Source organism: Longimicrobiales bacterium (assembly GCA_028823235.1).
Lineage (GTDB): Bacteria > Gemmatimonadota > Gemmatimonadetes > Longimicrobiales > Gaopeijiaceae > UBA2589.
Genome location: JAPKBW010000001.1, coordinates 104,990 through 127,867, shown reverse-complemented (window position 1 = coordinate 127,867; position 22,878 = coordinate 104,990). Strand labels below are relative to the sequence as shown.

The following is a 22,878-nucleotide window of genomic DNA, read 5'->3' as shown; positions in this document are numbered from 1 at the left end:
TGCCTAGTCGTGTACCGTGAGGATTTCGTCGAGCGGTTTCTTGATCTTCGCTACGGTAGGCACCGTGGCCGTCTCCCCCGGATGCCCCACAGCGAGGATCATGACCGGCTTCTCGGAGCCGGGCCGGCCACAGAGTTCGTTCAGGAACTTCATGGGGTTGGGCGTGTGCGTGAGCGACGCGAGGCCGGCGTGGTGCAGCGCACTGATCAGGAAGCCTGTGGCGATCCCGACACTTTCGGGCACATAGTAGTTCTTGAATTTCTCGCCGTTCGGGAACACCCCGTACCGCTGGGCGAAGATCACGATGAGCCATGGGGCGACATCGAGGTGCGGCTTCTCCTTGTTCGTGCCCACAGGCTCAAGCGCCTTGAGCCATTCCTCACTGCCCCCCCCGCTATAGAAGCCTTCCTCTTCTGCCTCTGCGGCGAGCCGAATGCGGTGCTTGTGGTCAGGGTTGGAGATGGCGACAAAATGCCACGGCTGATGGTTCGCTCCGCTCGGGGCGGTCCCGGCGGCCAGGACGCATTGCTCAATGACCTCTCGGTCGACCGGCCGGTCCGAGTAGTCGCGAATCGTGTGCCTGCGCTGCATGAAGGCGTAGAAGCTACGTGCAGCATCCCGCATCTCCTCGGCGGACATGTCATGTCGATGAGGAAGCGGAATCGGCTTGTATTCGAGGGACTCCTGGGTGAACACGAAAGACCTTCCTTCGGGAGTACGGACCGTGAGCGCGGGATCGCACGGTAAGGTGGGCTATCTAACCTCCTCACCTGGGATCCGCGAGCGGCTTGGGTCCCGGGAGGAAGACACACTATATCGTGGCGCTCCGCTACAGCACCGTGGACCATGGAGTATGAAGACGCGAAAGCGTCTCCTCACCCGGGTGATCGGCGTCGTGGATGATGTGGGATACCGAAATCTGGCCGCCGAAGGCGGACTGGCCGTGGTGGTCGAATTCTCCCCTGGGAATCGGAACACCCTCGCGTCGCTCCTGGTACCGCGTAGCCTCCTGTCCAACAGACCCGGTGACGCTGGTGGAGGTGTGGCTACGCTCACCGCTCTCTTGTCCAGCTGATCCCGGCTAGGGCAGGCACGAGAGTCGACCCGATTACGGCGATCCGGTCGGAGTAGACTGTGGGGTCGGCTGACACATTCTGCCCATGACGAGCCCGGAGAGCAGCACACCAGTCAGTGCCAGGCAGACCGCGATCAAGCCGAACTGGTCTGCGAGCCAGCCCGTGATCGGGAGCAGCACAGCAGTGACCACCGACCGCGCCTGACTTTCGATTGATAGCGTCGTCGCGCGCGCCGATTTGTCCATCACTTCGTTGAACGCACTCACGAAGATCGGGCGCCGACCGTTCTGAAGCACCGTCAGGCCGAGCATCAGGATGAGACCGATGACCAGCCAGTCGACCCAGAGGCAAAGGATCAGCACCAGGCTGATCATGAGCGCTCCTCGGTATGCGAGCGTGAGGGCCGCCCCCTGCCCACCTGCTATCCGCTCCAGCCATGTGCTAGCCAGCGCACCTGCACCCCCAACGCTGTTCCGCACGAACTCGTACGCCCCGATAGAGAGGGCTCCCGGGCCGATAATCGCCAGGCCCCCTGCCTCGAGTGTGAGCTTCAGCCATGGCTGAAGATAGTATTTGAGCATCAGCTTGCTCTGGCTCTCGAACGTCACCGATTCGACGAACAGTCGTCCGAATCCTGGGTCCGACTCTGATTTCCGGAAGCGTTCGAGCAATCCGGTGCTTTCCACTGCTTTCTTGGCGCTTCGGCGTTCCCTCGTTTTCTCGCCCTCGAGACTCGCAGGGTAGGTCAGCATCAACACGAATCCGCCGACGGCTGCGACGGCTGACAGGTAGAAGAGCCAGGCGTAGCCACCGGTCAGGAAGAGAATCAGTCCACCCCCCAGGGCGGAGACTCCCGTCGTCCCCTTGGACCAGGCGCGCGTCGTCCCGATCATGCGTGTGGCCTCACCCGTCCGACCCTCCGAGTCGAGCCAGTCGAGCATGATCGCCTTGTGGCCCCCGGTTCGAAGTGCTTCGCCAAGACTGAAGCAGGCTATGGCAGCGTACAGCCAGATCAGGCGCTCTCCGTCATCGGCTGTAGTTGCAAATGGAAACAGCGAGAACGACGACGCATATGCGAGGAAACAGGTTGCCACGGACTTGATTCGGCCCCACTGATCGGCAAGGAGCCCGGAGGGGACCTCAAGCACCGCGGTGGTGATCGCTCCGAAGCCGAGCAGAAGTCCGATCGAGGTGAAGGACGAACCGAGATGCAGCAGATACAGCAGAAGAAATGGGTCCGCAAAGCGCAGGTTCTTGAAGATTGAGTACAGGCTAAAGCGGACGATCATTTGGTTGGTGTTCCGGCTGGTCGGGCAGCACTCCACCTGGCGGTGGACCGCGGAGTATTCGATGGGCACGCCGCCCGAGCAAGTGAGTGGATGGATGGACGTTGAACCCGCCCTCGGTTGCCACTAGCCTCTCAGGTTCTCGGGCACCGTTCCTTCAGTGCCGCTCCAGGTATCACCACCCCCTCTACTGATGCTTAAGGTCGGAATCGTCGGACTCCCCAATGTGGGGAAGTCGTCCCTGTTCAACGCGCTCACCGCAGCAGGTGCGCCGTCTGAGAATTACCCGTTCTGCACCGTCGAGCCGAACGTCGGAATCGTCGAGGTTCCTGACGTTCGTCTGGACCGGATCCACGAATTGGGTGCGACGAAGAGCCGAATCCCTACCGTGATCCAGTTCGTGGACATAGCGGGGCTCGTCGAGGGCGCGTCTGAGGGTGAGGGTCTCGGAAACAAGTTTCTCGGAAACATCCGAGAGGTCGACGCGATCGCTCACGTCCTCCGTTGCTTCGATGATCCGGACATCACCCACGTGCTCGGGGAGGTCGACCCGGTCCGCGATCGCGAGATCGTCGAGACAGAGCTGGCTCTCGCGGATCTCGAGACTGTGCAGCGGAGACTCGAGAAGGTCGAAAAGAAGGCGAAGTCTGGTGAGAAGGACGCCATCCGTGAGAAGGCGGTTCTCGACAAAGCCTACGAAGCACTATCCGAGGGAAAGCCCGTTCGCTCTGCGGACCTGTCGGACGACGATCTCCCGATTTTGAAAGGCTTCCAGCTGCTCACCACGAAGCCGGTACTCTACGTGGCCAATGTGTCCGAGGATGACCTGCCGGCGGCCGACAACGCCTGGGTCCGAGCCCTCCGAGAGGCGGTTGCTGGAGACGCGGCGGCATCGGACAAGGAAGAAGCCGTTGTAGCGATCTGCAGTGCGCTTGAGTCTGAACTGTCAGAGATGGAGGCGGAGGACCGGCAATTATTCCTGGAGGACCTAGGGCTCGCGGAGACCGGTTTGAATCGACTGATCCGAGCTGGCTACGACCTGCTGGGGCTCGTGACTTTTTTCACCACGGGTGAGAACGAAAGTCGGGCCTGGACCACCGGAGTCGGGAGTTCTGCGCCTCAGGCCGCTGGGACCATCCACTCGGACTTCGAGCGAGGCTTCATTCGCGCAGAAACGATCCATTACGACGAATTCGAGAAGGTCGGATCGTGGAAGGTGGCTCGTGATCAGGGAGTGCTCAGGTCCGAAGGGAAGGCCTATACTGTCGTTGACGGCGACATCATGCTGTTCCGCTTCAACGTTTAGGTTCGGCTTTCCAGGTCGGTCTCAATCAGACCGCCACCATGAGCCCGACTCCTGAGGGGGAAGGGCATTGCCGAATCGCAGCCGCTGACCGAGATCGACCCGTGTGCACCAAGTAGGTGGGCCCCGGACGCGGCCCGGCTTGCACGCGTCGCCCCGTACAGAAGTCTGCTGCTGACGCGTTTGGCAGCTTGGGTGTACGGGTCCGCCAATCGAACCGTCGCTGGCTCGCCCGGTGAGGAGTTCGCCTCCGCGCAGACGCCACTGCGCTGACCTCAATCCTTCCCGCGGTCTAGCAGAAGCTTTTCACGCTCCAGTCCTTGTCCGAGTCGTCTCGTGGTTCTTGACGACATCGAACAGGCGTTCCTCTTATCCACTCGTCCTGACTTCTCGGTCCTGAGTGGCCTTGGCTACCGCATCCGCCGGTTCCTCGTGGGCGGAACCTCGTGCACTGAGTTACGGACACGTACATACAAGAAAATGGGCCGCCCCGATTGCTCGGGACGGCCCATTTTTAGGCATCGATCAAACTGACCAGTGCCTAGAGGGCGACAACGTTCTCCGCTGCCGGACCCTTGGCTCCTTCGACGATATCAAACTCTACCGAAGCGCCCTCAGCGAGGGTCTTGAAGCCCTCGGCCTGAATGGCGCTGTGGTGAACGAAGCAATCCTTGCTGCCGTCCGCCGGAGTGATGAAGCCGAAGCCTTTCTGGTCGTTAAACCACTTTACTGTGCCCTGGGTACGCATCGTATGCGCTCCTTGGTTGTTCGAGTCGGAGCCACGATGAACGTACTTCCCGACTGCTTTGTTGTGGCGCGGATCCTCCGCACCGGTTGTGACCCACTTGGTCACCATTCCCAAGAGAAAACGACCTCAAATTCAGGTCGCTACCTCCATGATGCTGTTGCCTTATGCGAATGCAGTATGGAGATGCTCGCCCGAACCGATGGAGGTGTCAACCTGAAAACACACAAAAGTGTCTGTGCGAAACTCGTTCATACTTCAGAGAATGCCGTCCAGGACCCTCCGGGCCGGCCCCGCCAGAGAATCCCGGCGCGGGAATGCGAGCAACTCAGCGTATTCGCAACGGGAATATTCCGGTGTCCCCGCCAAGTGATGAGGCGTGGATTAGGCACGCACCATTTTCCGGGAACGTGACTTCGAGGCGGGAATGGATACCGTCACCGCCGTCATCGTTCTCAAGCGTCCCGAGCCCCGGGCCGAGGACGCGCAGGTAGCTGTCGAAGCTGTCGGAGATCAGGTCGATGGTGACGGCTTGACCCACATTGGCATGGAAGGCCCAGGCCTGACCTGGCTGCCCCTCGACCACCGGCTCAGCCGACGTCAACTGGCCGAACTCCCGCCCCCCTGCACGAAGACCTTGCTCTGCGTGCAGTGACATTGGTTACGACGAATTCAAAATCGACAGGAGCTGAGGTCATCCGAAGCCTGACCAGTCTCCCTTGATGTTTGCGCGAGCACAGGGCTGACTCTGTATGTTGGCGAGGCTCTAACCCTGTCCCCCTCGTCACGACGTAGAAGATGAGATATATCTTGCCTGTGAGTGCCTGTTGTCTAGCGATGTGGATCACCGGCGTGGCGGTGCCCTCACACTCTGGCGGTGCGCTCTCTGCCCAGGGGTTCGACGACCATCGGTACACGACCACGGACATTGAGAATGGTTCGCGTTTGTACACTGCGGAGTGCGCTCTCTGTCATGGCTCGAACGGAGATGAGGTCGACGGCGTGAACCTCAGAACCGGTCAGTTCCGCCGGGGGTCTTCGGATGATGCCATCCGCGCTGTCGTGGCTTCGGGGGTGGGAGGCGGCCGGATGCCTGCTTTCGACCTGAGTGAGGAAGAGCTCAACGGACTGGTCGCGTTCATTCGTGCTGGGTTCGATCCCGGTGGCGTGGCAGTGAGAATCGGTGACGCGGAAGCAGGACGGGCGCTATTCGCCGGTGGAGGAGACTGTGCCTCTTGCCATCGAGTAAACGGGGCGGGGCCTCTGACCGCACCGGACCTCAGCGACATCGGTGCGATTCGCACTCCGGCCGCGCTTCAACGGGTGCTTCTGGATCCGGACGGCTCTCTGATTCCTATCAACCGACCGATTCGGGCAGTGACGCGAAGCGGCGAAACGGTCGAAGGTCGTCGATTGAACGAGGACACCTACTCCGTGCAATTGATCGACTCCCACGGCCGTCTTCGGTCCCTCATCAAAGCTGATCTCGTCGAATACGAAGTGAGCCAACAGGCCACAATGCGACCGACAACACTGTCTTCTGAGCAGGTTGCCGAGGTGATCGGTTACTTGATGACACTCCAGGGGGTCCGATGAAAGCGCCGGCGTGGACGGGGGTCGCTGTGACCCTCCTGATTTGTGCCGCACCCCTAACTGCGCAGGTGTCGTACGAACAGATCCTGAACGCGGCCGACACGCCTGAGAACTGGCTCACGTACAACGGTGGCTATTCAAGCCAGCGTTATAGCAGCCTCACGCAGGTCATGCCGGCCAACGTGGCAGAACTCGAATCGAAATGGATGCTCCAGGATCATGTCTTCGGTGCGTGGCAATCGAATCCGATCGTCGCAGACGGAATTATGTACATCACGCAGAGGCCCAATGACATCATGGCTGTCGATGCCGTGACCGGGAGTGTGTTCTGGCAGTATCGCCACACGAACGACGACGAGGCACGCGTATGCTGTGGCGCGAACAACCGTGGCGTGGCAATCCTCGACGATCGGGTATTCATGGGCGCGCTCGACGCGACTTTGCTGGCGGTTGATCGGACGAATGGGAAGTTGCTTTGGGAGACGTCCCTCGCAGATCCGGCGCTGGGCTACTCGATCACCATGGCCCCGCTCGTCGTGAAGGACAAAGTCCTCGTCGGCGTGGGTGGCGGTGAGTTCGGCATCCGCGGATTCGTTGCGGCCTTCGACGCAGCGACGGGAGAAGAAGTGTATCGGTTCTACACGATTCCCGGACCGGGCGAACCGGGGCACGATTCGTGGGAGGGAGACGACTGGGAGCACGGGGGCGCACCGGTCTGGATCACGGGCTCCTTCGATCCCGATCTGAATCTGACGTACTGGGGGGTGGGGAACCCGGGGCCCGACTGGAATCCGGGCCAGCGGCCTGGCGACAACCTCTACTCCGATGCGGTCGTCGCGCTCGACGCAGATACAGGCGAGCTCAAGTGGCACTTCCAGTTCACGCCGAATGACGGGTACGACTATGACGCGGTGCAGGTGCCGCTTCTCGTCGATACCGATTGGAACGGCGAGGCGAGGAAGCTCATGCTGTGGGCCAACCGCAACGGCTACTTCTACGTGCTCGATCGGATCACCGGAGAGTTCCTGTCCGGGACACCGTTCGTGAAGGTCAACTGGTCGAGCGGTCTCGATGATAACGGACGACCGATTCCGACTCCCCAGCCTGAGGGCATGCCGACGTGGCCAGGCAACCAGGGTGGGACGAACTGGTATCCACCGGCGTACAGCCCCCGCACGGGCCTGTTCTACTTCGCGGCGTGGGAGGATTACTCAACCATCTACGCACCAGAAGAATCGGAGTACATACCGGGGCGCATGTACCTCGGCGGTGGCTTCAGCGTGAATACGCCGGCTCCCGGTGCTCCAGCGATCGGTATCGGTCGCGATACCCCCATCAACACCTGGACCGACGCTGTTGGGCATGGGACCGTGATGGCGATGGATCCGCACACGGGAGAGCCCGTGTGGAAGTATGACCAGTTCGATGTGAGTGACAGCGGGATGCTGACGACCGAATCGAATCTGCTCTTCACCGGTGGTCGAGAGGGACACTTCCATGCGCTTGATGCACGCACTGGGGAGCTGCTCTGGAAGACGAGTCTCGGGGGGCAGATCGTCATGGCACCGATCACGTTCATGGTCGATGGAAAACAGTATGTCTCGGTGATCTCCGGGCACGCTCTGGTGACCTTCGGGCTACGGGACTGACGGGTCTCGGGGTGCCAAGACTGGGTTACTGGGTTCCCCGGGGAGCGGGGGTGTTCGTGGAGGAGAGATCAGCGGTGAGGTCGTGGTTTGGCCCACGGTTCGCATCCTCATGGCATTGGTTTCTCTCGGATTCCTTCCTGGGGAGAGTGGGGCACAGGGGTCGCTGACCGACCCGGATCCTCATCGACCCGGACAATGGCAACCGCTGGAAGGGCTGCACTTGCCCCGATGACCCGGACGTTGATGCGGTTCTCGTAGCCCATCCGCACTATGACCATGACGCGAGCTACTACACGGGTGAGGGCGTCCCGGTGTTCGCAGAACCTGGAAGCTTCCGAGCAGGCGATGTAGAGCTCAGCGTGGTGTGCCTGGCATACCACCGAGTGAGCTATCCGTTCGCGACCTTTCTGTCGCGAACAAACCGCTTGAAACGGAACGCGTTTTCCGGAAGCGCGAGGTCCATGCCGTAGTTGTCTGGGCCGACCGCCTTCACCTTGGCGACAATGACGCTGAGGTCGTCGCGCTCAAGCGCTTTAACCGCGGCTTCTCCGAACGCCATCTCCGAATCCACGGAATCGACGTGCTCGATGCCTGCCCCGCGGGCGATCGCGGCGAGGTCGGTAATTCCCTGCGTCGTGTGCGAATCGAAGCCGCCTGTCGAAAGCAGGCTGCCGTTGTCAAAGATCACGTGCAGTAAGTTTTTCGGACGGTACCGGGCAAGGGTCGCGAGGCCTCCCATGTTCATGAGGACCGATCCGTCGCCGTCGAGAACCACGACTTTCTCCTCGGGGCGATGCAGCGCCAGGCCCAGCCCGATTGAGGATGCCAGGCCCATCGCGTGTTGCAGGTAGAAGAAGTTTTCACGATGGCCCAGGTCGTAGAGCTCTTGAGCACAAGCGCCCATGATCGTTACTACAAGTCTGTCTTCCAGCTCCGGGTAGAGCATCTCGATGCAGGAGGCGCGTTCCATCAGTCGTCCTCCTCCATCAGGTCTCTAGTGAGGAGCAGCGCGACCGGAGAGAGTGAACTCTGGGAAAACGTCCACGCTTCCTGAATCTGCTTTCCGACGCGGTCGGGGTCGCGCGCGTATTCGAACGGGATCGTCAGGGCCCGAAGCACGTCTTCAGTGACGATGCCGCCGCGCGTATGCCAGGGGTACGGTTCGCCCCAGTGGCCGCGAAGGGCGATGAGCATGCACAACGGAATCCCGTAGAGCTGCGCGAGAGAAACGATCCCGTTAATGGCTCCGAAGAAACCGTGGTTCTGCATGAGCAGGATGTGAGGCTCTCCCGCGAAGTAGGCGCCGGCGGCGATGCCTACCGCCTCTTCCTCTTTCGCGACCTGAATCAAAGAGATGTCCGGATCGTCTTCCGCGCGCTGTAACAGAAGGCCGAGCCAGGTCTCCGGGAGCGCCGAGATGCTCGTGATACCGGCGGCCTTGATCCCTTCGAAGACCGCCTTCGAGTTGTCGTACGAAACCGTCACGTTGTCGCTCTCTTATCGAGACGGGCACCCAGCCAGACTGCGACAGCACCGAAGATGGGGTTCGCGTAATAGCGCCACCGTATGTATCCGGCGATGGCGGCCAGGGTGCTTCGGACGAGCGGGTTCTTCATGCGGTCGTCAGGATGGAGGGGGAAGGGCGGTCACCCGCAGTATCGTGCCGTCCGGACGTGCGCGCACGTGGTGGTAAGCCTTCCTGGGCGCCGGCGGGCCCAGTGCTTCGCCATCTGACCAGTGCTTCTCGGCTTCGGCCACGCGGGCCGAGCGCAGTATCTCGCGCCGCGTGTCGTTGTCCTGATCGTTCCAGGCTGAGAACCATCCGGTGAGTGTTCGCCTCCGTCAGTCCTCTATCGTCGTGCCGATTGGCATAGAACTCTACCTGCCTCAAGTGGAAGCCCCAGCCGCTCGCGTGCCCGGACGCGTCCATAGTTGACGGGATCTGAACTGGAACCCGGCGCGGCTCCATGGCGGTGAGGAGCGATGCCGAGGGATCTGAGGCAGGAGCGGCCATTTCTGTGTTTTAGTAATCACTTAAATCATGGACAATCGAGCTCGACCATAGCCCTCTCTTCCCTATCCTTGGGCGCGATGTGTAGCTTCGCCCGCATCCGTCGTACCTATACGAGTCCTCTCTCTCCCTCTCTTAGTTCGCCCATGTCGAGCCGCACAGCGTTCAATGCCAAGACCCTCGCCCGGAGGTATTACGCCGGCGAGGACGTCTATGAGGCCGAGACCGAGCGCATCTTTCTTGAGCATTGGCTCTTCGCCGGTCGTGTTTCTGATCTAACCGAACCGGGGTCGTACTTCCTGTTCGAGGTCGAGACTGAGAGCGTCATCGTCCTGAGGGACTACGAAGGCGAGATCCGGGCGCACCACAACGTCTGCCGACACCGTGGGACGCGTCTCGTGTCGGAGCCGGAGGGGACGTTAGCCAAGTCGATCCAGTGCATGTACCACGCATGGACATACGCACTCGACGGTACGCTGAGTGGTGCGCCGTTCATGGACGAGGTCGAAGGCTTCTGCAAAGAGAATTATCCGTTGAAGTCGGCGTCTCTCGCGCTCTGGGAAGGCTGCATTTTCGTCAATCTTGCGAATGAGCCGGAACCATTCGAAGAGGCCTTTGCACCTCTGATCGACAAGTTCGCGTCTTGGGGACTCGACGAACTCGAGAGGGCCCACCGGATCGTGTACGACATCCCGGCGAACTGGAAGCTAGTCTTCCAGAATTACTCGGAGTGCTATCACTGTCCGGGGCTCCATCCTGTGCTGAACCGGCTCACGCCTTTCCGGAACTCGTCGAACGATTTGGAAGAGGGCCCCTTCCTGGGGGGGCCGATGCGAATGGAAATCGAAGGCGGCAGCATGACCATGAGCGGCCAGCGTTGCGCGCCGCCGCTCGGTGAACTGGAGGGAGATGCGCTCAACTGCGCGCAGTACTACACGGTGTTTCCCAATTTCCTGCTCAGTCTGCATCCGGACTATGTGCTGATCCACCGGATCGACCGCCTCGCGACGGACCGGACCCGGATCGTCTGTGACTGGCTGTTCCACCCGGACGCCATCTCGGCTCCGGACTTTGACCCGAGTGGCGCGGTCGAATTCTGGAACATGACCAATAAGCAGGACTGGCATGTGAGCGAGTTGTCCCAGCAGGGGATTTCATCTCGCGCGTACACCCCCGGCCCCTACGCGGAACTCGAAAGCATGATCGCCGCGTGGGACCGGGAGTATCTTCGCGCCCTTGGAGAGGGCGGTTCCTAGGGAGTCGACTCTACCAGTCGATCTCTGTCGCGATCTCGCTTAGGAGTTCGCCGCCAGCTCGTGGAAGTACACACGCATACCTTCCATGCGCTCCTGCGCACCAGGCCACTCCTCGGCCACTTTCTGCACATTGGCCAGCAACCCCGGCTGGCCGAAGGTCTCGCGGATCTCATCGATCATGTGTTCGAACTTGCAGTACGTGGCGAGCATCTCGCCGCTGAGTTCACGGAACATCGACGGATCAATGGCACCGTGCACCACGAATGACGCCGCCATGTCCCAGTAGCCGACGACCATTCGTACGTAGGTGTATTCCTCTGTGCCCATGAGTGCACCGACTTCCTCTACGGACTTCGGATTGAAGCCGCGAACGACATACGTTCGCGCGTCACGCATTTTGTCCTCACGCCGCAGCTCATAGAGCCGCATGAGGGTTGTGGCACTTTCGTGGGGATTGCTCATCGAGTTCATCTCTGGAATTGGCAGGTCCATGTGGGACACGAGATCTACCGTGGAGGGGCACTGCGTGGAAGGGCCTAATCAGACTCGCTCGTCCAGCTCACCCCAGAGCTCGAACGATTCGTCGATCTCTTCTGGGATCTTCTTAGCACGCTCTGTAACTACGCGGATCTCTTCAGGTGGTCCCTGGAAGAACGACACGTCCGAGAGCTGCACTTGGAGCTGATGGAGCTCGTGCTCGAGTGCCTCGATGCGGCCAGGGAGTTCGGTCCAGAGCTTCCGCTCTTTGTTGGACAGCTTTCGTGTACCCGGGGCAGCCGGCTTTTGCTTCAAGGGCGCCTTCGTGTCTCCTACTTCGGCTGTGGCCTCCGTTGGTCCGCGACGCGCAATCGTCCGCTTCCAGTCCGAGTAGCCACCCACGTACTCCTTGAACTCGCCTCCACCCTCGAAGACGAGCGTGCTCGTGCACAGGTTGTCGAGGAAGGCTCGATCGTGACTGACCGTCAGAACTGTTCCATTGAAAGTCCTGAGGCGCTCCTCGAGTAGCTCGAGCGTATCGGTGTCCAGGTCATTGGTCGGCTCATCGAGGACGAGAACATTCGCAGGGCGTGTGAAGAGGCGAGCGAGGAGCAAGCGATTGCGCTCTCCACCAGACAGACTCGACACAGGCTGCCGAGCGACCTCGGCGGAAAAGAGGAAGTCCTGGAGGTAGCCGTAGATGTGTTTTCGCTCGTCTCCGACGGTCACGTATTCGTTTCCTTCCGAGACGGAGTCCGAGACGGTCGCGTTCGGGACGAGCTGGTCGCGGTGCTGATCGAAATAGGCGATCTCGAGTCGCGACCCGTGCTTGATCTGTCCGTTCGTTGGCTTGAGGCTACCCAGGAGAAGGTTGAGCAACGTGGTCTTTCCGCACCCGTTGGGGCCGATGATCCCTATTTTGTCGCCGCGATGAATCTCGACCGAAAGGTCCCGGATGATGGTCGGGTCGGTCTCTCCTTCGGGGGCGGACTCGTATTGAAACGATACCGACTTCGCCTCCATAATTTTCGCTGTCGCGCGGGCTCCTTCGGCGACCTTGAGTCGGACTTGGCCGACCCGATCCCGGCGAGAGGAACGCTGCTGTCGCAGTTCTGCCAGGGCGCGCACTCGCCCCTCGTTTCGTGTGCGACGTGCCTTAATGCCCTGTCGGATCCAGACTTCTTCTTTCGCCAGCTTCTGGTCCTCGAGTGCCCAGGCCTTCTCCTCGCTTGAGAGCAACTCCTCCTTCCGTTCGAGGAAGGTCGGGTAGTCGCATGCCCATGATGTGAGTCGGCCGCGATCCAGTTCTGTGATTCGGGTCGCGACCTTCTGAAGGAACGCACGATCGTGCGTGATGAAGAACACGCTGCCCTTGAAGCGCAGAAGCATGGCCTCCAACTGGTCGATGTGGTCGAGGTCGAGGTGGTTGGTCGGCTCGTCCAGCAGAAGGACATCCGGATCCGTGACGAGTGCTCTGCCAAGCAGTGCTCGTCGCTGCTGGCCGCCCGACAGCGATGCGAAGTCCTGATCGGGGTCCAAGTGAAGAATCGAGCAGAGGCGCGCCGCGTGATGTTCTTCTGCGGGCATGTGTTCGGAGCCCGACGCGATCACTTCGAGAGTCGACCCCGACAAGCCGGAGGGTGGCGCCTGGCTGACGAGAGAAATGCGGGTGCCCGAGTCCCGAACGACCTCCCCGGCGTCCGGGGTGATCTCTCCCATGATGATCTTGAAAAGGGTCGATTTGCCTTCACCATTTCGGCCAAGGAGTCCGACACGTTCGCCACGTTCTATCTGGAGGCTCGCGTCCTCCAGAAGTGGGGGACCACCGAACGCGATTCGCAGAGACTGGCAACTGAGAAGGGCCATGGCCGAACCATCTGTGATTCGGCGGCGAAGTCAACACGGCGGTGAAGTGAGAAGGGCCCGCCGGGGCGAACTGGAGCGGTGAACTGCAGTGGAGGGCCGGCCTGGACCCTGCGACCTTTCCCGTAGAAGTCCGCGTCGAAGACGATCTCGATGACATCGGTCGCGATCTCGATTGTGGCCTACTTCTGGCGGGTCTCGAGCATCACCTTTGATCCCGCGGTCAGCGCGACCCGGATCGGCATGTCGAAGCCGTCCGCTACGTTGGACCACTCAAGCACCGGAACCATGGTCGTCCGAAGGTACTGATCGAACACGTTGTCGAACTTCACCCCAGATGCGTCCTGGATGTAGGCCTCGACCTCGGCACCAGATACGATCTGGCGTGGGAGGTCCGCGTTGAGGCCCCTGAGGATCGAGCGCCAGTTCGTGTCATCGTCCACAAGCTGTTGGACGATGTGCGCCCGGCTTTCGAAGCTGCAGCCAGCCGACGGATCCGTCGGCTATTGAGGCGAACCCAGAATCGTGAGCCGGAGTGTGGTTAGCCTAGACCAGCGGTAGCCAGCCTAAACTAGGATATGAAGCACGGCGCGAATCACGGGGTGCGCCGCTTCGACGAACTCGGGCAGGTTCTTTGTCATCAGGGCCTCGCGCACCTGCTTGTGCTTGAGATCAAGGATCATCAGGTCGGTCAGCTTGGCGCGTGAGTTCGTGCTGCGCTCCATGCCGTCCGCCGCGCTGATAGCCTCGGAAGCCTCATTCAGCTCAAGGTTCTCGGTCTTCGTCACGTAGAGTTGCGACGCGTCTCGCGCCGAGAAATTGTACGTTTCGATAATCGGAAATGCGGTCTTGGGGTCCTCTCCTCGCTTGCGGAGAGACTCCTTCATCTTCTCGAGCGTCCTTGTCTCTTTTTTCTTGGCAGTGAGGTGTTCGTCGAGATCCCTCGCCATCGCCTTGGCACCGTTCTTTGCCATGCGCAGCATCGCCTTGTGGATCACGGGGAGCGGATCACCGCTCTTCGTTTCGATATCGCCCCAACCCAGTTCTTCACCGGCTGTAGCGATCGCCCGTCGGAGTTGCTCCTTTTGCCGCACGTTGAGCAGGCCGTCCTGCTCCTGTTCCGCGAGAGAAAGTTCAGCGATCTCACGGGAAACGCGTTTGATTTCAAGCGAACGAGACATGTACGACTTCACACCATCGGGAGTTCTGATTTCAGAATGAGGCGCAATTCGACCAGATCCGGCTTTTTTCGAAGCCGCCCACCCGGAGATTCGCACTTAACAAGCTACCAACGTCTGCGTCAGAACGAAGTGTGGGTGAGGAATTCGTTCTCCGGGTTGGACTTACGGTGTCGGAATCTTCCTGTGCCTGGCGATTGCGCTCACGCCGGTTGAGCGAAACCATACGAGGCCACCTTCAGCGAGGTCGTCATGTTCCGTTCTGCCGCGCCACTTCTCGTCGGACTCATCCTAGCCGTGCCTCTGGCTGGGCAGAGCACCGGACTGATCACCTTCGATCACTACCACACGCTCGACGAGATCGAGACATATCTGGAGGGAATCGCTTCTAGGTATCCCGAACTGGTAACCCTCGGCGTCATCGGCCAGAGCCGCGAAGGTCGGCCGATCTGGGCAGTCGACGTGAACAACCCGATGACCGGGCTCGCCTCCGAGAAGCCTGGCTTCTACGTCGACGGGAATATCCATGGGGGTGAGGTGCTGGGCGGCGAGGGCGCGTTGGCCTTCCTGGACCGACTACTTGCGGGGCACTCGGCCGGCGTGGACCTTCGCGAACTGGTTGACACACGGGCCTTCTATATAGTTCCGATCGTGAATCCGGATGGACGGGCGATCTCCGTCGATACGCCTGAGAACCATCGCTGGAACGTTCGCCCCGTCGATGAGGACGGCGATGGGCGAGTCGACGAGGATCCGCCGGAGGACCTCGATGGCGACGGCCGTATTCTTCAGATGCGAATTCCCGACCCGGACGGTGGTTGGGTCGTCCACGCGACGGACGTCCGCCGCATGGCTCGACTCCGCGGGGTGTCCACTGACCGCCCCCGCTATCGCGTAGTAGGGGAAGGAATCGACAATGATGGGGACGGTGCCTTCAACGAGGACCGTGTAGGGGGCGTCGATCTGAACCGGAATTTTCCGGCCAACTGGAGCGCGGCGCAGTTCGCTTCCGGACCGTTCCCGCTCTCCGAGCCCGAGACGCACGCGCTCGTCACCTACATCACGGACCGTCCGAACATTGCGGCGGTGCACACCTTTCATACGTCCGGCGGCCTGATTCTCCGCTTCCCGACGCTCGCAGATCAAGACTGGGATTTTCCCGAGAGTGATCTCGCTGCGTATCGGGAGATCGCCGCAGATGGGGTCGCGATTACCGGGTATGAGAACTATGCGTACCAGAAGCAGGTCATCGTCGATCTGATGAGCCCCGGGCACGGCGTGTTCAATGACTGGGCGTCGAAGGAGTTCGGAGTTCTCGCGATCACCACAGAGATGTGGGCTCATGCGATCGGGCAGGGACAAGACGCACTCTTCGCATGGAACGATGATGTCCTGGATGGAACGGGCTTCATCGGCTGGTACGATTATGAGCACCCAGACCTCGGCTCGGTCGAGCTCGGGGGATGGGATCGCTGGTCGACGTCGAGCCCTCCCGACCGGCTTATCGCAGAGGAGGTGGAACGCAATGTCGAGTGGGTTCTGACGTTTGCGGATAAGACCCCTCAGGTTGCAATCGCGCGGCTGGAGTTCACTCGGACAGGCGACTCAACCGTCCTTTCGGCGACAGTGAGCAACACCGGCTGGATGGCCACCGCGACGGACCACGCGCTGCACGAATTGGAGATCGCGCAGCCGGTAAAGGTCCGCGTCGAGCTGGAGAACGCTGAGGTGGTCACAGGAGATGCCGAGGTGGCGATAGGGGTGCTCCCCGGCACCCGCACCGGCCCCGCGACGGAGCGCACTGTGGCGTGGAGCCTCCGGGTGATCGACGTCTCCGCCCCGGCGACGGCCACGGTTGTGGTCTGGTCGGAGAAGGCGGGCACAGTGCGGTCCACGGTTTCTGTGCGCGGGGCCCGCGAGCCGGAGTAGTGGCTATCCCGAGTAGGGGCCCAGGCTGAACGAGCCGGTGAGAACCATACGCTCGCCGTCTCGCCACACGATTAGCTCATACGATTGCGGGTGAGTCCTGAGCTCTCTGACGAGCCAGTGATGGAGCCCCGTGACGCCCCCGCGGCCTCGAAAGAATGGCTCGCCGCCGAAGTTGAGCAGCACATCGCCGCGGCGAAGGCCGGCCGCAGCCGCTGGGCTGTCATCGGATACGGAGTCGACACGAAGGGCGACCTGTTCGGGTGCGGTCGTGCGGGTGTCCACAGGCATCCCGACCTCGGTACCGGAAAATCCCACATTCGGAAATCGCTCTTGGAGCGCTCGGACCGCGTACATCTCCCAAAATGAGAGAACTCCTTCTGAGTACGTTGGGGCGAGTTCACTCCAGAGCGTCTCCCCGGCGGCCACCGAGGCTCTGCCCGTTGGCAGTTCCACGTCCAGGCTGACCGGGAATACCAGTCGTTCGTCGCCCCGGGTGCGGACAATTTCGAGGGCCATCTCAATGGAGCGGGTCGGGTAGTGCACCGAGGACGCTCCGTTCGCGATCACGCGCACGGGCCGGTCCAGATTCGCGATCTGATCGTTCAAGTAGATACGGACGCCACTGGTCCATCGAGCCTCTATGTGAATCGTGGTCCCGACCTCGTTCGGTCCGACCGCCGCTTCATGTCTTTCCGCTCCTGCCCGGATCACTCCTTGGCGGTCGCGTGATTCGATCCAGTGAAGGGTTCGGCTCGTCCCCGAGATCCCTGCGTGCGGAACGCGCAGGATCTCGGTCGGATTTTTCTGTCTCGGGCGCGCATCGAGCCAACTCAACACGTCGGGATAGTGCTCTGGAAATCCTTCGTGAGCGCGGTCCCCGAACTCTCGATACACGAGATCATTGCCGAACTTGTTGAGGATATCCCGCATCGAACGAGGGCCATTCACCCCGCGGATGTTCTGATCCTGAGACCCTTCGAGGACGTAGACGGGGGTGTTCGCAACGTTCCTCAGAAGGTGCTCCCGCGACTCTCCCTCGGTAGAGACAGGCACGATTCCGGATAGCCAGTCCGGGTAAGCCGCCGCGTAGGCGATCGAGAAGTTTGACCCCAGGGAGATGCCGGTCGAAACGATCCGATCTGGGTTCACCCGATACATCCGGCGTACCGTCTCAACGACCTCCCGAGCCTCCTCGGGCTGAAAGATCTCATAGGGGAGACGGTCATCGGTTCGTCCGTCTCGCGAGACGACGTCGACCATCGCCGGAGACGCCACGATCCACCCTGCCGCCTCTGCGGCCTCCGCCCAGACCGAGATCATGCGCCGGCCACTGTTCACCGCAGCTTCGATGCTCCCAGGGGGCCCACCGTGCATCGCGAACATCAGGGGCCAATGGCGGTCGGGGGTCCAGTCAGACGGCAGACGAACCCAGAGGGGCACGCGTCGCCCTGACGCGAGCTCGACAACCATTTCGTTCACGCTATCGCCTCGCTCAGGCACCGTCCGGTCCAGAGCTGGAGGTCCTTCTCGGAGGATCTCGGCCAGGTCGTCCATCGCGGCCTGATCGACTTCACGAGCCCAGGACGCCGTGGACAGCGTGGCGGCTGCTGCCGTGAACTCCGAGGCGGCGCCTGGCCACACGTAGCTGCGAATGACCGCCGCATCGAGTCCGCTCGGGGGCACTTGGGCAACCAGCGCAGTAGCAGGTGCCAGGGTCAGGACTGTGAGTGCCGAGACAATTGAGTGTTTCATTCGGTTAACCTGAGGCGCATCAAGCCTCCACGCACCCCGATTTGGCGATAGCTTCTTCGTCGAAAAGGACCCTCTCCCGCGGCCGCTCAACCGGCTATTTACCCAGAGTATGCAATGCCGATCACCCTCGAGGACATCCGCGAGGCCGCAGAGCGGATTTCGGGTAAAGTCGTGCGCACACCGATCGTGCTGTCCGGGGCTCTGTCTACGGCGCTCGGAGCGAATGTCTACCTGAAACTCGAGACGCTCCAGCGCACGGGGTCTTTCAAGGACCGTGGTGCCCTGGTAAAGCTCCTTGGGATGGACTCGGCTGCGCGGGTGCGCGGCGTGATCGCTGTTTCTGCGGGGAACCACGCTCAGGGAGTCGCCGCTCACGCGCAGCGCCTCGGCATCCCGGCCACGATCGTCATGCCGGAAGGCACGCCGTTCAACAAGGTCCGGCGCACCGAGGCGTTTGGAGCTCGCGTCATTTTGCGTGGAGACACGCTGAACGCTGCGGAGCCCTTTGCTTACGGGATAGCAAAGGAACACGGACTGACCTTCGTTCACCCCTACGACGACGAAGAAATTATTGCAGGACAGGGGTCGGTGGCCCTCGAGATGCTCGAGGACGTGCCGGACCTCGACGCGATTATCGTCCCGATCGGAGGAGGTGGCATCATCTCCGGCATCGCGATTGCGGCAAAGGCGATTCGGCCCGATATCGAGATTTTCGGAGTCGAGACCGAGGTCTATCCGTCGATGTACAATGTGCTGAACGGCCTCGATGAAGTGCTTGGCGGAGATACGATCGCGGACGGCATCGCCGTTAAGTCGCCCGGGACCATCACTCGTGAGATCGTGCGCCGGCTCGTGGATGAGATCTTCGTTGTCAGCGAGGCGTCGATCGAAGTTGCGGTCCAGTCGATGCTGATCGAGGCCAAGCTCCTCGTGGAAGGGGCGGGTGCGACGCCTCTCGCTGCGCTACAGGAGCATCACGAGCGCTTCGCCGGAAAGAGCGTTGCTCTCGTCGCCTGCGGCAGCAACATCGATCCACGCCTGCTTTCGTCCGTCCTGTTGCGTGGCATGTCCCGAGAGGGGCATCTCGCCCGGCTGCGGATCTCTATCACGGATCAGACAGGGACCCTCGCGAAGGTCGCGCAGATCATCGGCGACGCCGGCGGAAACATCGTCGAGACCTATCATCAGCGGATGTTCGCCGACGTCTCGGTGAAACGGGCAGAACTCGACGCCGTAGTCGAAATGCGAGATGTCGCACATGCCAAAGAAATTATCGCGCGGCTGGTATCCGGGGGATTCTGTACCCGTCAGCTGACGGAGCGGGCCGGCGGCGGCTAGTGCGATGCCTCCGGCCGAGGCGTCTGGGGTTCGCCACCGGGCAGTGGGGCGATGATGGAGAAATGTGACAGCGCAGGCTTAGGGCGCAGTGCGAGCCGGGGCGCGATCCGACGGGCGTTCTTCCGACCATCCCGTCACCGAGCTCTCATCTTGGCTGGAACTGGCACACCCTGGGTCGTGTCCACACATTCGGCGGACCAACATACGAACGATCCCGCCCAGTGTCTGAGGTGCCCCATGAGTCGTTTCCCTAGCTTTCGTTCCATCACCCTGTCTGCCTGCGTGCTGGCTGCCCTCGCACCTCAGACAGTCTCTGCCCAGCGGGGGGCATCGGGTCCGCCGGAACATGCAGCCGTCGAGCCGGTCAACGACCTGCCCAACCCCTATGAAACGATGCGTGACTTCGGAGTCCTTCCGAACGGCCGCACCTGGGGCTCGGTTAGCGCAATCCACGTCGATGTCGACGGTGTTCACATCTGGGCAGGGGACCGGTGCGGGTCGAATTCGTGTGCGGAGTCCGACGCCGATCCGATCGTCAAGCTCGACCCGGATGGGAACGTGGTGAGCAGCCTTGGAGCAGGACTCATCACATGGCCGCACGGCATGGATGTGGACGCCGAGGGGAACGTATGGATCGCTGACGCCCGCTCGCCTAACGCACGCGAGCTCGAGCGTACACCCAATGCGCCGATGAATGGGCATACTGTGCTCAAGTTCAGCCCGACGGGTGAGCTGCTGATGACCCTGGGCACTCCCGGTGTAAGGGGAGATCCACCTACGCATTTTACTGATCCGAATGCCGTCATCGTCGGGCCGGACGGAAGCATCTACGTCGCCGAGACTCACACCGCTCAGTTTCAGGATGAGCCGGGACCTGACTCGAAGAGTCGGATCACCAAGTTCGCCCCGGACGGGACGATGATCATGAGTTTTGGTGAGTGGGGCTACGCCGACGGCCAGTTCCGTTCGCCGCATTCCCTCGCGTTCGACTCACAGGGTCGCCTTTTTGTCGCCGACCGTGGGAATCGTCGGATTCAGATTTTTGACCAGGACGGGAATCACCTCGACACCTGGTATCAGTTCAGCCGTAACAGCGGGATCTTCATTGATGCCGATGACGTTCTCTACGCGATCGACTCCGAGTCCGACGAGAACTACAACCCGGGTGGATGGATGAAGGGCCTGCGGGTTGGAAGTGCGCGCACGGGTGAGGTATGGTCGTTCGTGCCGGCCCATGAATCCGCACGGCCGTCCGGAATGGGCGGCGTCGGATCGATGGGAGAGGGTGTCACCGCGGACGCTGAGGGCAACGTGTACGCGGGCGAAGTCGGGCCGGTGCAGGGTGTCACGAAGTTCGTGCCGCGGGATGGTCGGAGATAACGGGAGTCTGACGCCTCCAGACGCGAACGCGCTCGAAGCGGCTACGAGACTGCTTCGTGACCGCCGTTGCGTAGTTCTGGCCGGCGCTGGGTGCAGCACTGAGTCCGGGATCCCCGACTATCGGGGCACAGAAGGGCGACTGAAGACGCGAAGTCCTGTTCAGTACGGGGACTTCGTCCGCTCGGCCGAAGCCCGGCGGCGGTACTGGGCCCGAAGTGCCATTGGATGGAGTCGAATGACGACGGCTGTTCCGAACGTGGCACACAAAGGGCTCGCCCGCCTGGAACAAGCCGGACTGGTCTCGGGGCTGATCACTCAGAACGTCGACGGCCTGCATCATGCAGCGGGAAGCCAGGAGGTCATCGAGCTCCACGGGTCACTGGCCTACGTGATCTGCCTCGACTGTGGCGAGCGGCTGGCGCGAGAGGTGATGCAGGCGCGGCTCTTGGATGCGAATCCATCGTGGTTGGGCGGGAGTGGAACACCCTTCCGCGCGTCACCGGGGCCCGATGGAGACGCGGACCTCGAGGGGACCTCTTATGAGGGTTTCGTCCTGCCGTCCTGTGACGCTTGCCGGGGTAACTTGAAGCCTGATGTGGTGTTCTTTGGCGAGAATGTCCCGAAGCCACGCGTTGAACAGGCCTGGCGGATGCTCGATCACGCCGACGTCCTTCTGGTCGTTGGATCGTCGTTGACAGTCTACTCTGGGCGACGATTTGTGTACCGAGCGGTTGAGCGAGAGATGCCCATCGGCGTGCTCAACCTTGGACCGACTCGAGCCGACGAAGTAGCCGCGGTGAAGGTCGAGGGCCGGCTCGGCGAGGTGGTGCCGCAGCTCGTCTCTTCTCTGGGCCTCTCTCCGGCGTAGCGCACCCTACGAACGGAGAGAGCTTTCCATCGACCGGTGCTCCGAGTCCTCGGACTGGGACTCGGACTCGGTGCGGTCTGCATCTGACTCCGTCCTGGCATAGCACGTTGCCCAGAGTCGACGTGAGATGGGCGTGCGTATGGCGTTGGAATCGTCTTTGGGAGTGTGGCGGCTGCGCTTTCGACGAGCTTCCTCGAGACGTTGCCCTTCGAGGTGTCTGCGCTCAGTCCGAGCACTTTCCTGACACCAGTGAGCGCTCTGTCTCTCGCGACTGCACTCGCAGCATGGATCCAAGCCGTTCGTGCCCGGAATCTGCCATCAGTCGAGGCCATTAGGCGCGTGTAGCGACTCCGGTCCGGGGTGGCCGTTAGTAGGTGTAGGTCACACCGGTCCGAAGCCTCGAATCGAGAGGGGAGACGTCGTCGGGGGGCCTGCTGTCGTAGCGGAGGTCAAAGCTGACGGTCAGTGCGAGCGTCTCAGTGATCGATGCCGTGATGCGGAGATTTTCAAGGGCACGGTAGTCGTCAAAGGCTCGGAGGGCCGGCTGAATATACGTCGTGGAAGTGATGACCAGCGTCTCGGTTGGCACCACGCGGAGCGTGAGAAAGTTGCTCCACCGGGCACGGAGGGTGTGTTCCGGGTGCGTCGTAGTGTCGGGCAAGTCGAGCTTTTCGTATTCGAGCATAACGGTGGACCCAGCGCCGAACTGACCCCACTCGCCCTGGGCGAAGCCGGTACGGGCTCCCAAGCCACTGACTGCGCGGAAGGAGAGCCGCTGATGACGATCATAGTTGAGCTGCCCATACCACTCGGGAGTGAAACGCTCATGTATCGCCGTGTAGGCATGCCGATAGTGGAGCAATCCGGAGGAGGCGAAACGACTTTGACCGAGGAAGCCGACGCCCCCGTTTGCGATCAGAAGTCTGGTCTCGGTTTCGCGAACGTCGTATAGCCGCGCTCGCAGGTCGACCGCCACGAAGTCCACGTTGCCTGTCCGAATGGACAGGTCCCCGCCGACGGAGCCCGACCGGCCAAGTGGCGAGTCGTCCCGACGGAGTGCCTCCACGTTGACCTGAGCGATGACGGGCAGGTGAGACGAGCAGAGTAGCGAGACCGATAGAGCCGCTGAGGTAAGCATTCCGCGTAAGAAGTTCACTGGGCGATGGGTCTCCAA

The 22,878-nt window shown here is 61.4% G+C and carries 22 protein-coding genes; 9 read left to right on the top strand and 13 right to left on the bottom strand.

Annotated features, from left to right (window positions below; translation table 11 throughout):
- Positions 1-3: 3 nt before the first annotated feature.
- Positions 4-696: a nitroreductase family protein gene (locus tag OSA81_00490; GenBank protein MDE0897468.1), complete on the bottom strand. Its 693-nt coding sequence runs from the start codon at positions 694-696 to the stop codon at positions 4-6.
- A 157-nt stretch (positions 697-853) separates the two neighbouring features.
- On the opposite strand from OSA81_00490, the gene OSA81_00485 reads away from it, so the two are divergent.
- Positions 854-1,075, top strand: coding sequence for a hypothetical protein (locus tag OSA81_00485; protein MDE0897467.1), 222 nt, complete (start codon positions 854-856; stop codon positions 1,073-1,075).
- Positions 1,076-1,108: 33 nt separating this feature from the next.
- On the opposite strand, the gene OSA81_00480 is transcribed toward OSA81_00485, so the two are convergent.
- The gene (locus OSA81_00480) at positions 1,109-2,365 is read right to left on the bottom strand and encodes an MFS transporter (protein ID MDE0897466.1); all 1,257 of its coding nucleotides are present in this window, start codon (positions 2,363-2,365) and stop codon (positions 1,109-1,111) included.
- 187 nt (positions 2,366-2,552) lie between these two features.
- Between OSA81_00480 and ychF the strand changes: the two genes are divergently transcribed.
- Positions 2,553-3,668 carry a redox-regulated ATPase YchF gene (gene ychF, locus OSA81_00475; protein MDE0897465.1) on the top strand — a complete coding sequence of 372 codons (1,116 nt, stop codon included), beginning with the start codon at positions 2,553-2,555 and terminating at the stop codon, positions 3,666-3,668.
- 538 nt (positions 3,669-4,206) lie between these two features.
- On the opposite strand, the gene OSA81_00470 is transcribed toward ychF, so the two are convergent.
- Both OSA81_00470 and OSA81_00465 read right to left on the bottom strand, forming a co-directional pair.
- A complete protein-coding gene (locus tag OSA81_00470; protein MDE0897464.1) occupies positions 4,207-4,413 on the bottom strand; it encodes a cold-shock protein in 207 nt (68 codons plus the stop codon).
- Between the two features lie 325 nt (positions 4,414-4,738).
- On the bottom strand, positions 4,739-5,068 hold the full coding sequence (locus OSA81_00465; GenBank protein ID MDE0897463.1) for a PPC domain-containing protein: 330 nt from the start codon (positions 5,066-5,068) through the stop codon (positions 4,739-4,741).
- Between the two features lie 140 nt (positions 5,069-5,208).
- On the opposite strand from OSA81_00465, the gene OSA81_00460 reads away from it, so the two are divergent.
- Both OSA81_00460 and OSA81_00455 read left to right on the top strand, forming a co-directional pair.
- Positions 5,209-6,006 (top strand): c-type cytochrome, encoded by a 798-nt coding sequence (locus OSA81_00460; protein MDE0897462.1) that lies wholly within the window; start codon positions 5,209-5,211, stop codon positions 6,004-6,006.
- Positions 6,003-7,652 (top strand): PQQ-dependent dehydrogenase, methanol/ethanol family, encoded by a 1,650-nt coding sequence (locus OSA81_00455; protein ID MDE0897461.1) that lies wholly within the window; start codon positions 6,003-6,005, stop codon positions 7,650-7,652. The genes OSA81_00460 and OSA81_00455 overlap by 4 nt, the downstream gene beginning before the upstream one ends.
- A gap of 388 nt (positions 7,653-8,040) precedes the next feature.
- Here OSA81_00455 and OSA81_00450 read toward each other — a convergent pair whose 3' ends face one another.
- From OSA81_00450 to OSA81_00440, 3 genes are read right to left on the bottom strand one after another with little or no spacing between them, the layout of a single operon-like run.
- Positions 8,041-8,622: a thiamine pyrophosphate-dependent enzyme gene (locus tag OSA81_00450; GenBank protein MDE0897460.1), complete on the bottom strand. Its 582-nt coding sequence runs from the start codon at positions 8,620-8,622 to the stop codon at positions 8,041-8,043.
- Positions 8,622-9,137, bottom strand: a complete 516-nt coding sequence (locus OSA81_00445) for a thiamine pyrophosphate-binding protein (GenBank protein MDE0897459.1) — start codon at positions 9,135-9,137, stop codon at positions 8,622-8,624. Before OSA81_00445 ends, OSA81_00450 begins: the two co-directional genes overlap by 1 nt.
- Positions 9,134-9,268: a hypothetical protein gene (locus tag OSA81_00440; GenBank protein MDE0897458.1), complete on the bottom strand. Its 135-nt coding sequence runs from the start codon at positions 9,266-9,268 to the stop codon at positions 9,134-9,136. The genes OSA81_00445 and OSA81_00440 overlap by 4 nt, the downstream gene beginning before the upstream one ends.
- Positions 9,269-9,809: 541 nt before the next feature.
- On the opposite strand from OSA81_00440, the gene OSA81_00435 reads away from it, so the two are divergent.
- Positions 9,810-10,919 carry an aromatic ring-hydroxylating dioxygenase subunit alpha gene (locus tag OSA81_00435; protein MDE0897457.1) on the top strand — a complete coding sequence of 370 codons (1,110 nt, stop codon included), beginning with the start codon at positions 9,810-9,812 and terminating at the stop codon, positions 10,917-10,919.
- Between the two features lie 39 nt (positions 10,920-10,958).
- On the opposite strand, the gene OSA81_00430 is transcribed toward OSA81_00435, so the two are convergent.
- The 4 genes from OSA81_00430 to OSA81_00415 all read right to left on the bottom strand — a co-directional run bounded on the left by OSA81_00430 (position 10,959) and on the right by OSA81_00415 (position 14,440).
- Positions 10,959-11,381 (bottom strand): hypothetical protein, encoded by a 423-nt coding sequence (locus OSA81_00430; protein MDE0897456.1) that lies wholly within the window; start codon positions 11,379-11,381, stop codon positions 10,959-10,961.
- Positions 11,382-11,459: 78 nt separating this feature from the next.
- Positions 11,460-13,262: an ATP-binding cassette domain-containing protein gene (locus tag OSA81_00425; protein ID MDE0897455.1), complete on the bottom strand. Its 1,803-nt coding sequence runs from the start codon at positions 13,260-13,262 to the stop codon at positions 11,460-11,462.
- 179 nt (positions 13,263-13,441) lie between these two features.
- Entirely contained in the window at positions 13,442-13,702 is a 261-nt protein-coding gene (locus OSA81_00420; protein ID MDE0897454.1) for a hypothetical protein, read from the bottom strand.
- A gap of 123 nt (positions 13,703-13,825) precedes the next feature.
- Positions 13,826-14,440 carry a hypothetical protein gene (locus tag OSA81_00415; protein MDE0897453.1) on the bottom strand — a complete coding sequence of 205 codons (615 nt, stop codon included), beginning with the start codon at positions 14,438-14,440 and terminating at the stop codon, positions 13,826-13,828.
- A 249-nt stretch (positions 14,441-14,689) separates the two neighbouring features.
- On the opposite strand from OSA81_00415, the gene OSA81_00410 reads away from it, so the two are divergent.
- Positions 14,690-16,366 (top strand): M14 family metallopeptidase, encoded by a 1,677-nt coding sequence (locus tag OSA81_00410; protein ID MDE0897452.1) that lies wholly within the window; start codon positions 14,690-14,692, stop codon positions 16,364-16,366.
- A 3-nt stretch (positions 16,367-16,369) separates the two neighbouring features.
- On the opposite strand, the gene OSA81_00405 is transcribed toward OSA81_00410, so the two are convergent.
- Positions 16,370-18,118 (bottom strand): PDZ domain-containing protein, encoded by a 1,749-nt coding sequence (locus OSA81_00405; protein MDE0897451.1) that lies wholly within the window; start codon positions 18,116-18,118, stop codon positions 16,370-16,372.
- A 114-nt stretch (positions 18,119-18,232) separates the two neighbouring features.
- Between OSA81_00405 and OSA81_00400 the strand changes: the two genes are divergently transcribed.
- The 3 genes from OSA81_00400 to OSA81_00390 all read left to right on the top strand — a co-directional run bounded on the left by OSA81_00400 (position 18,233) and on the right by OSA81_00390 (position 21,704).
- A complete protein-coding gene (locus tag OSA81_00400; GenBank protein MDE0897450.1) occupies positions 18,233-19,456 on the top strand; it encodes a threonine ammonia-lyase in 1,224 nt (407 codons plus the stop codon).
- A 237-nt stretch (positions 19,457-19,693) separates the two neighbouring features.
- Positions 19,694-20,836 carry a hypothetical protein gene (locus tag OSA81_00395; protein MDE0897449.1) on the top strand — a complete coding sequence of 381 codons (1,143 nt, stop codon included), beginning with the start codon at positions 19,694-19,696 and terminating at the stop codon, positions 20,834-20,836.
- Positions 20,823-21,704 carry an NAD-dependent protein deacetylase gene (locus OSA81_00390; GenBank protein ID MDE0897448.1) on the top strand — a complete coding sequence of 294 codons (882 nt, stop codon included), beginning with the start codon at positions 20,823-20,825 and terminating at the stop codon, positions 21,702-21,704. The genes OSA81_00395 and OSA81_00390 overlap by 14 nt, the downstream gene beginning before the upstream one ends.
- Positions 21,705-22,071: 367 nt before the next feature.
- Here OSA81_00390 and OSA81_00385 read toward each other — a convergent pair whose 3' ends face one another.
- Entirely contained in the window at positions 22,072-22,860 is a 789-nt protein-coding gene (locus OSA81_00385; protein ID MDE0897447.1) for a DUF481 domain-containing protein, read from the bottom strand.
- Positions 22,861-22,878 lie beyond the last annotated feature (18 nt).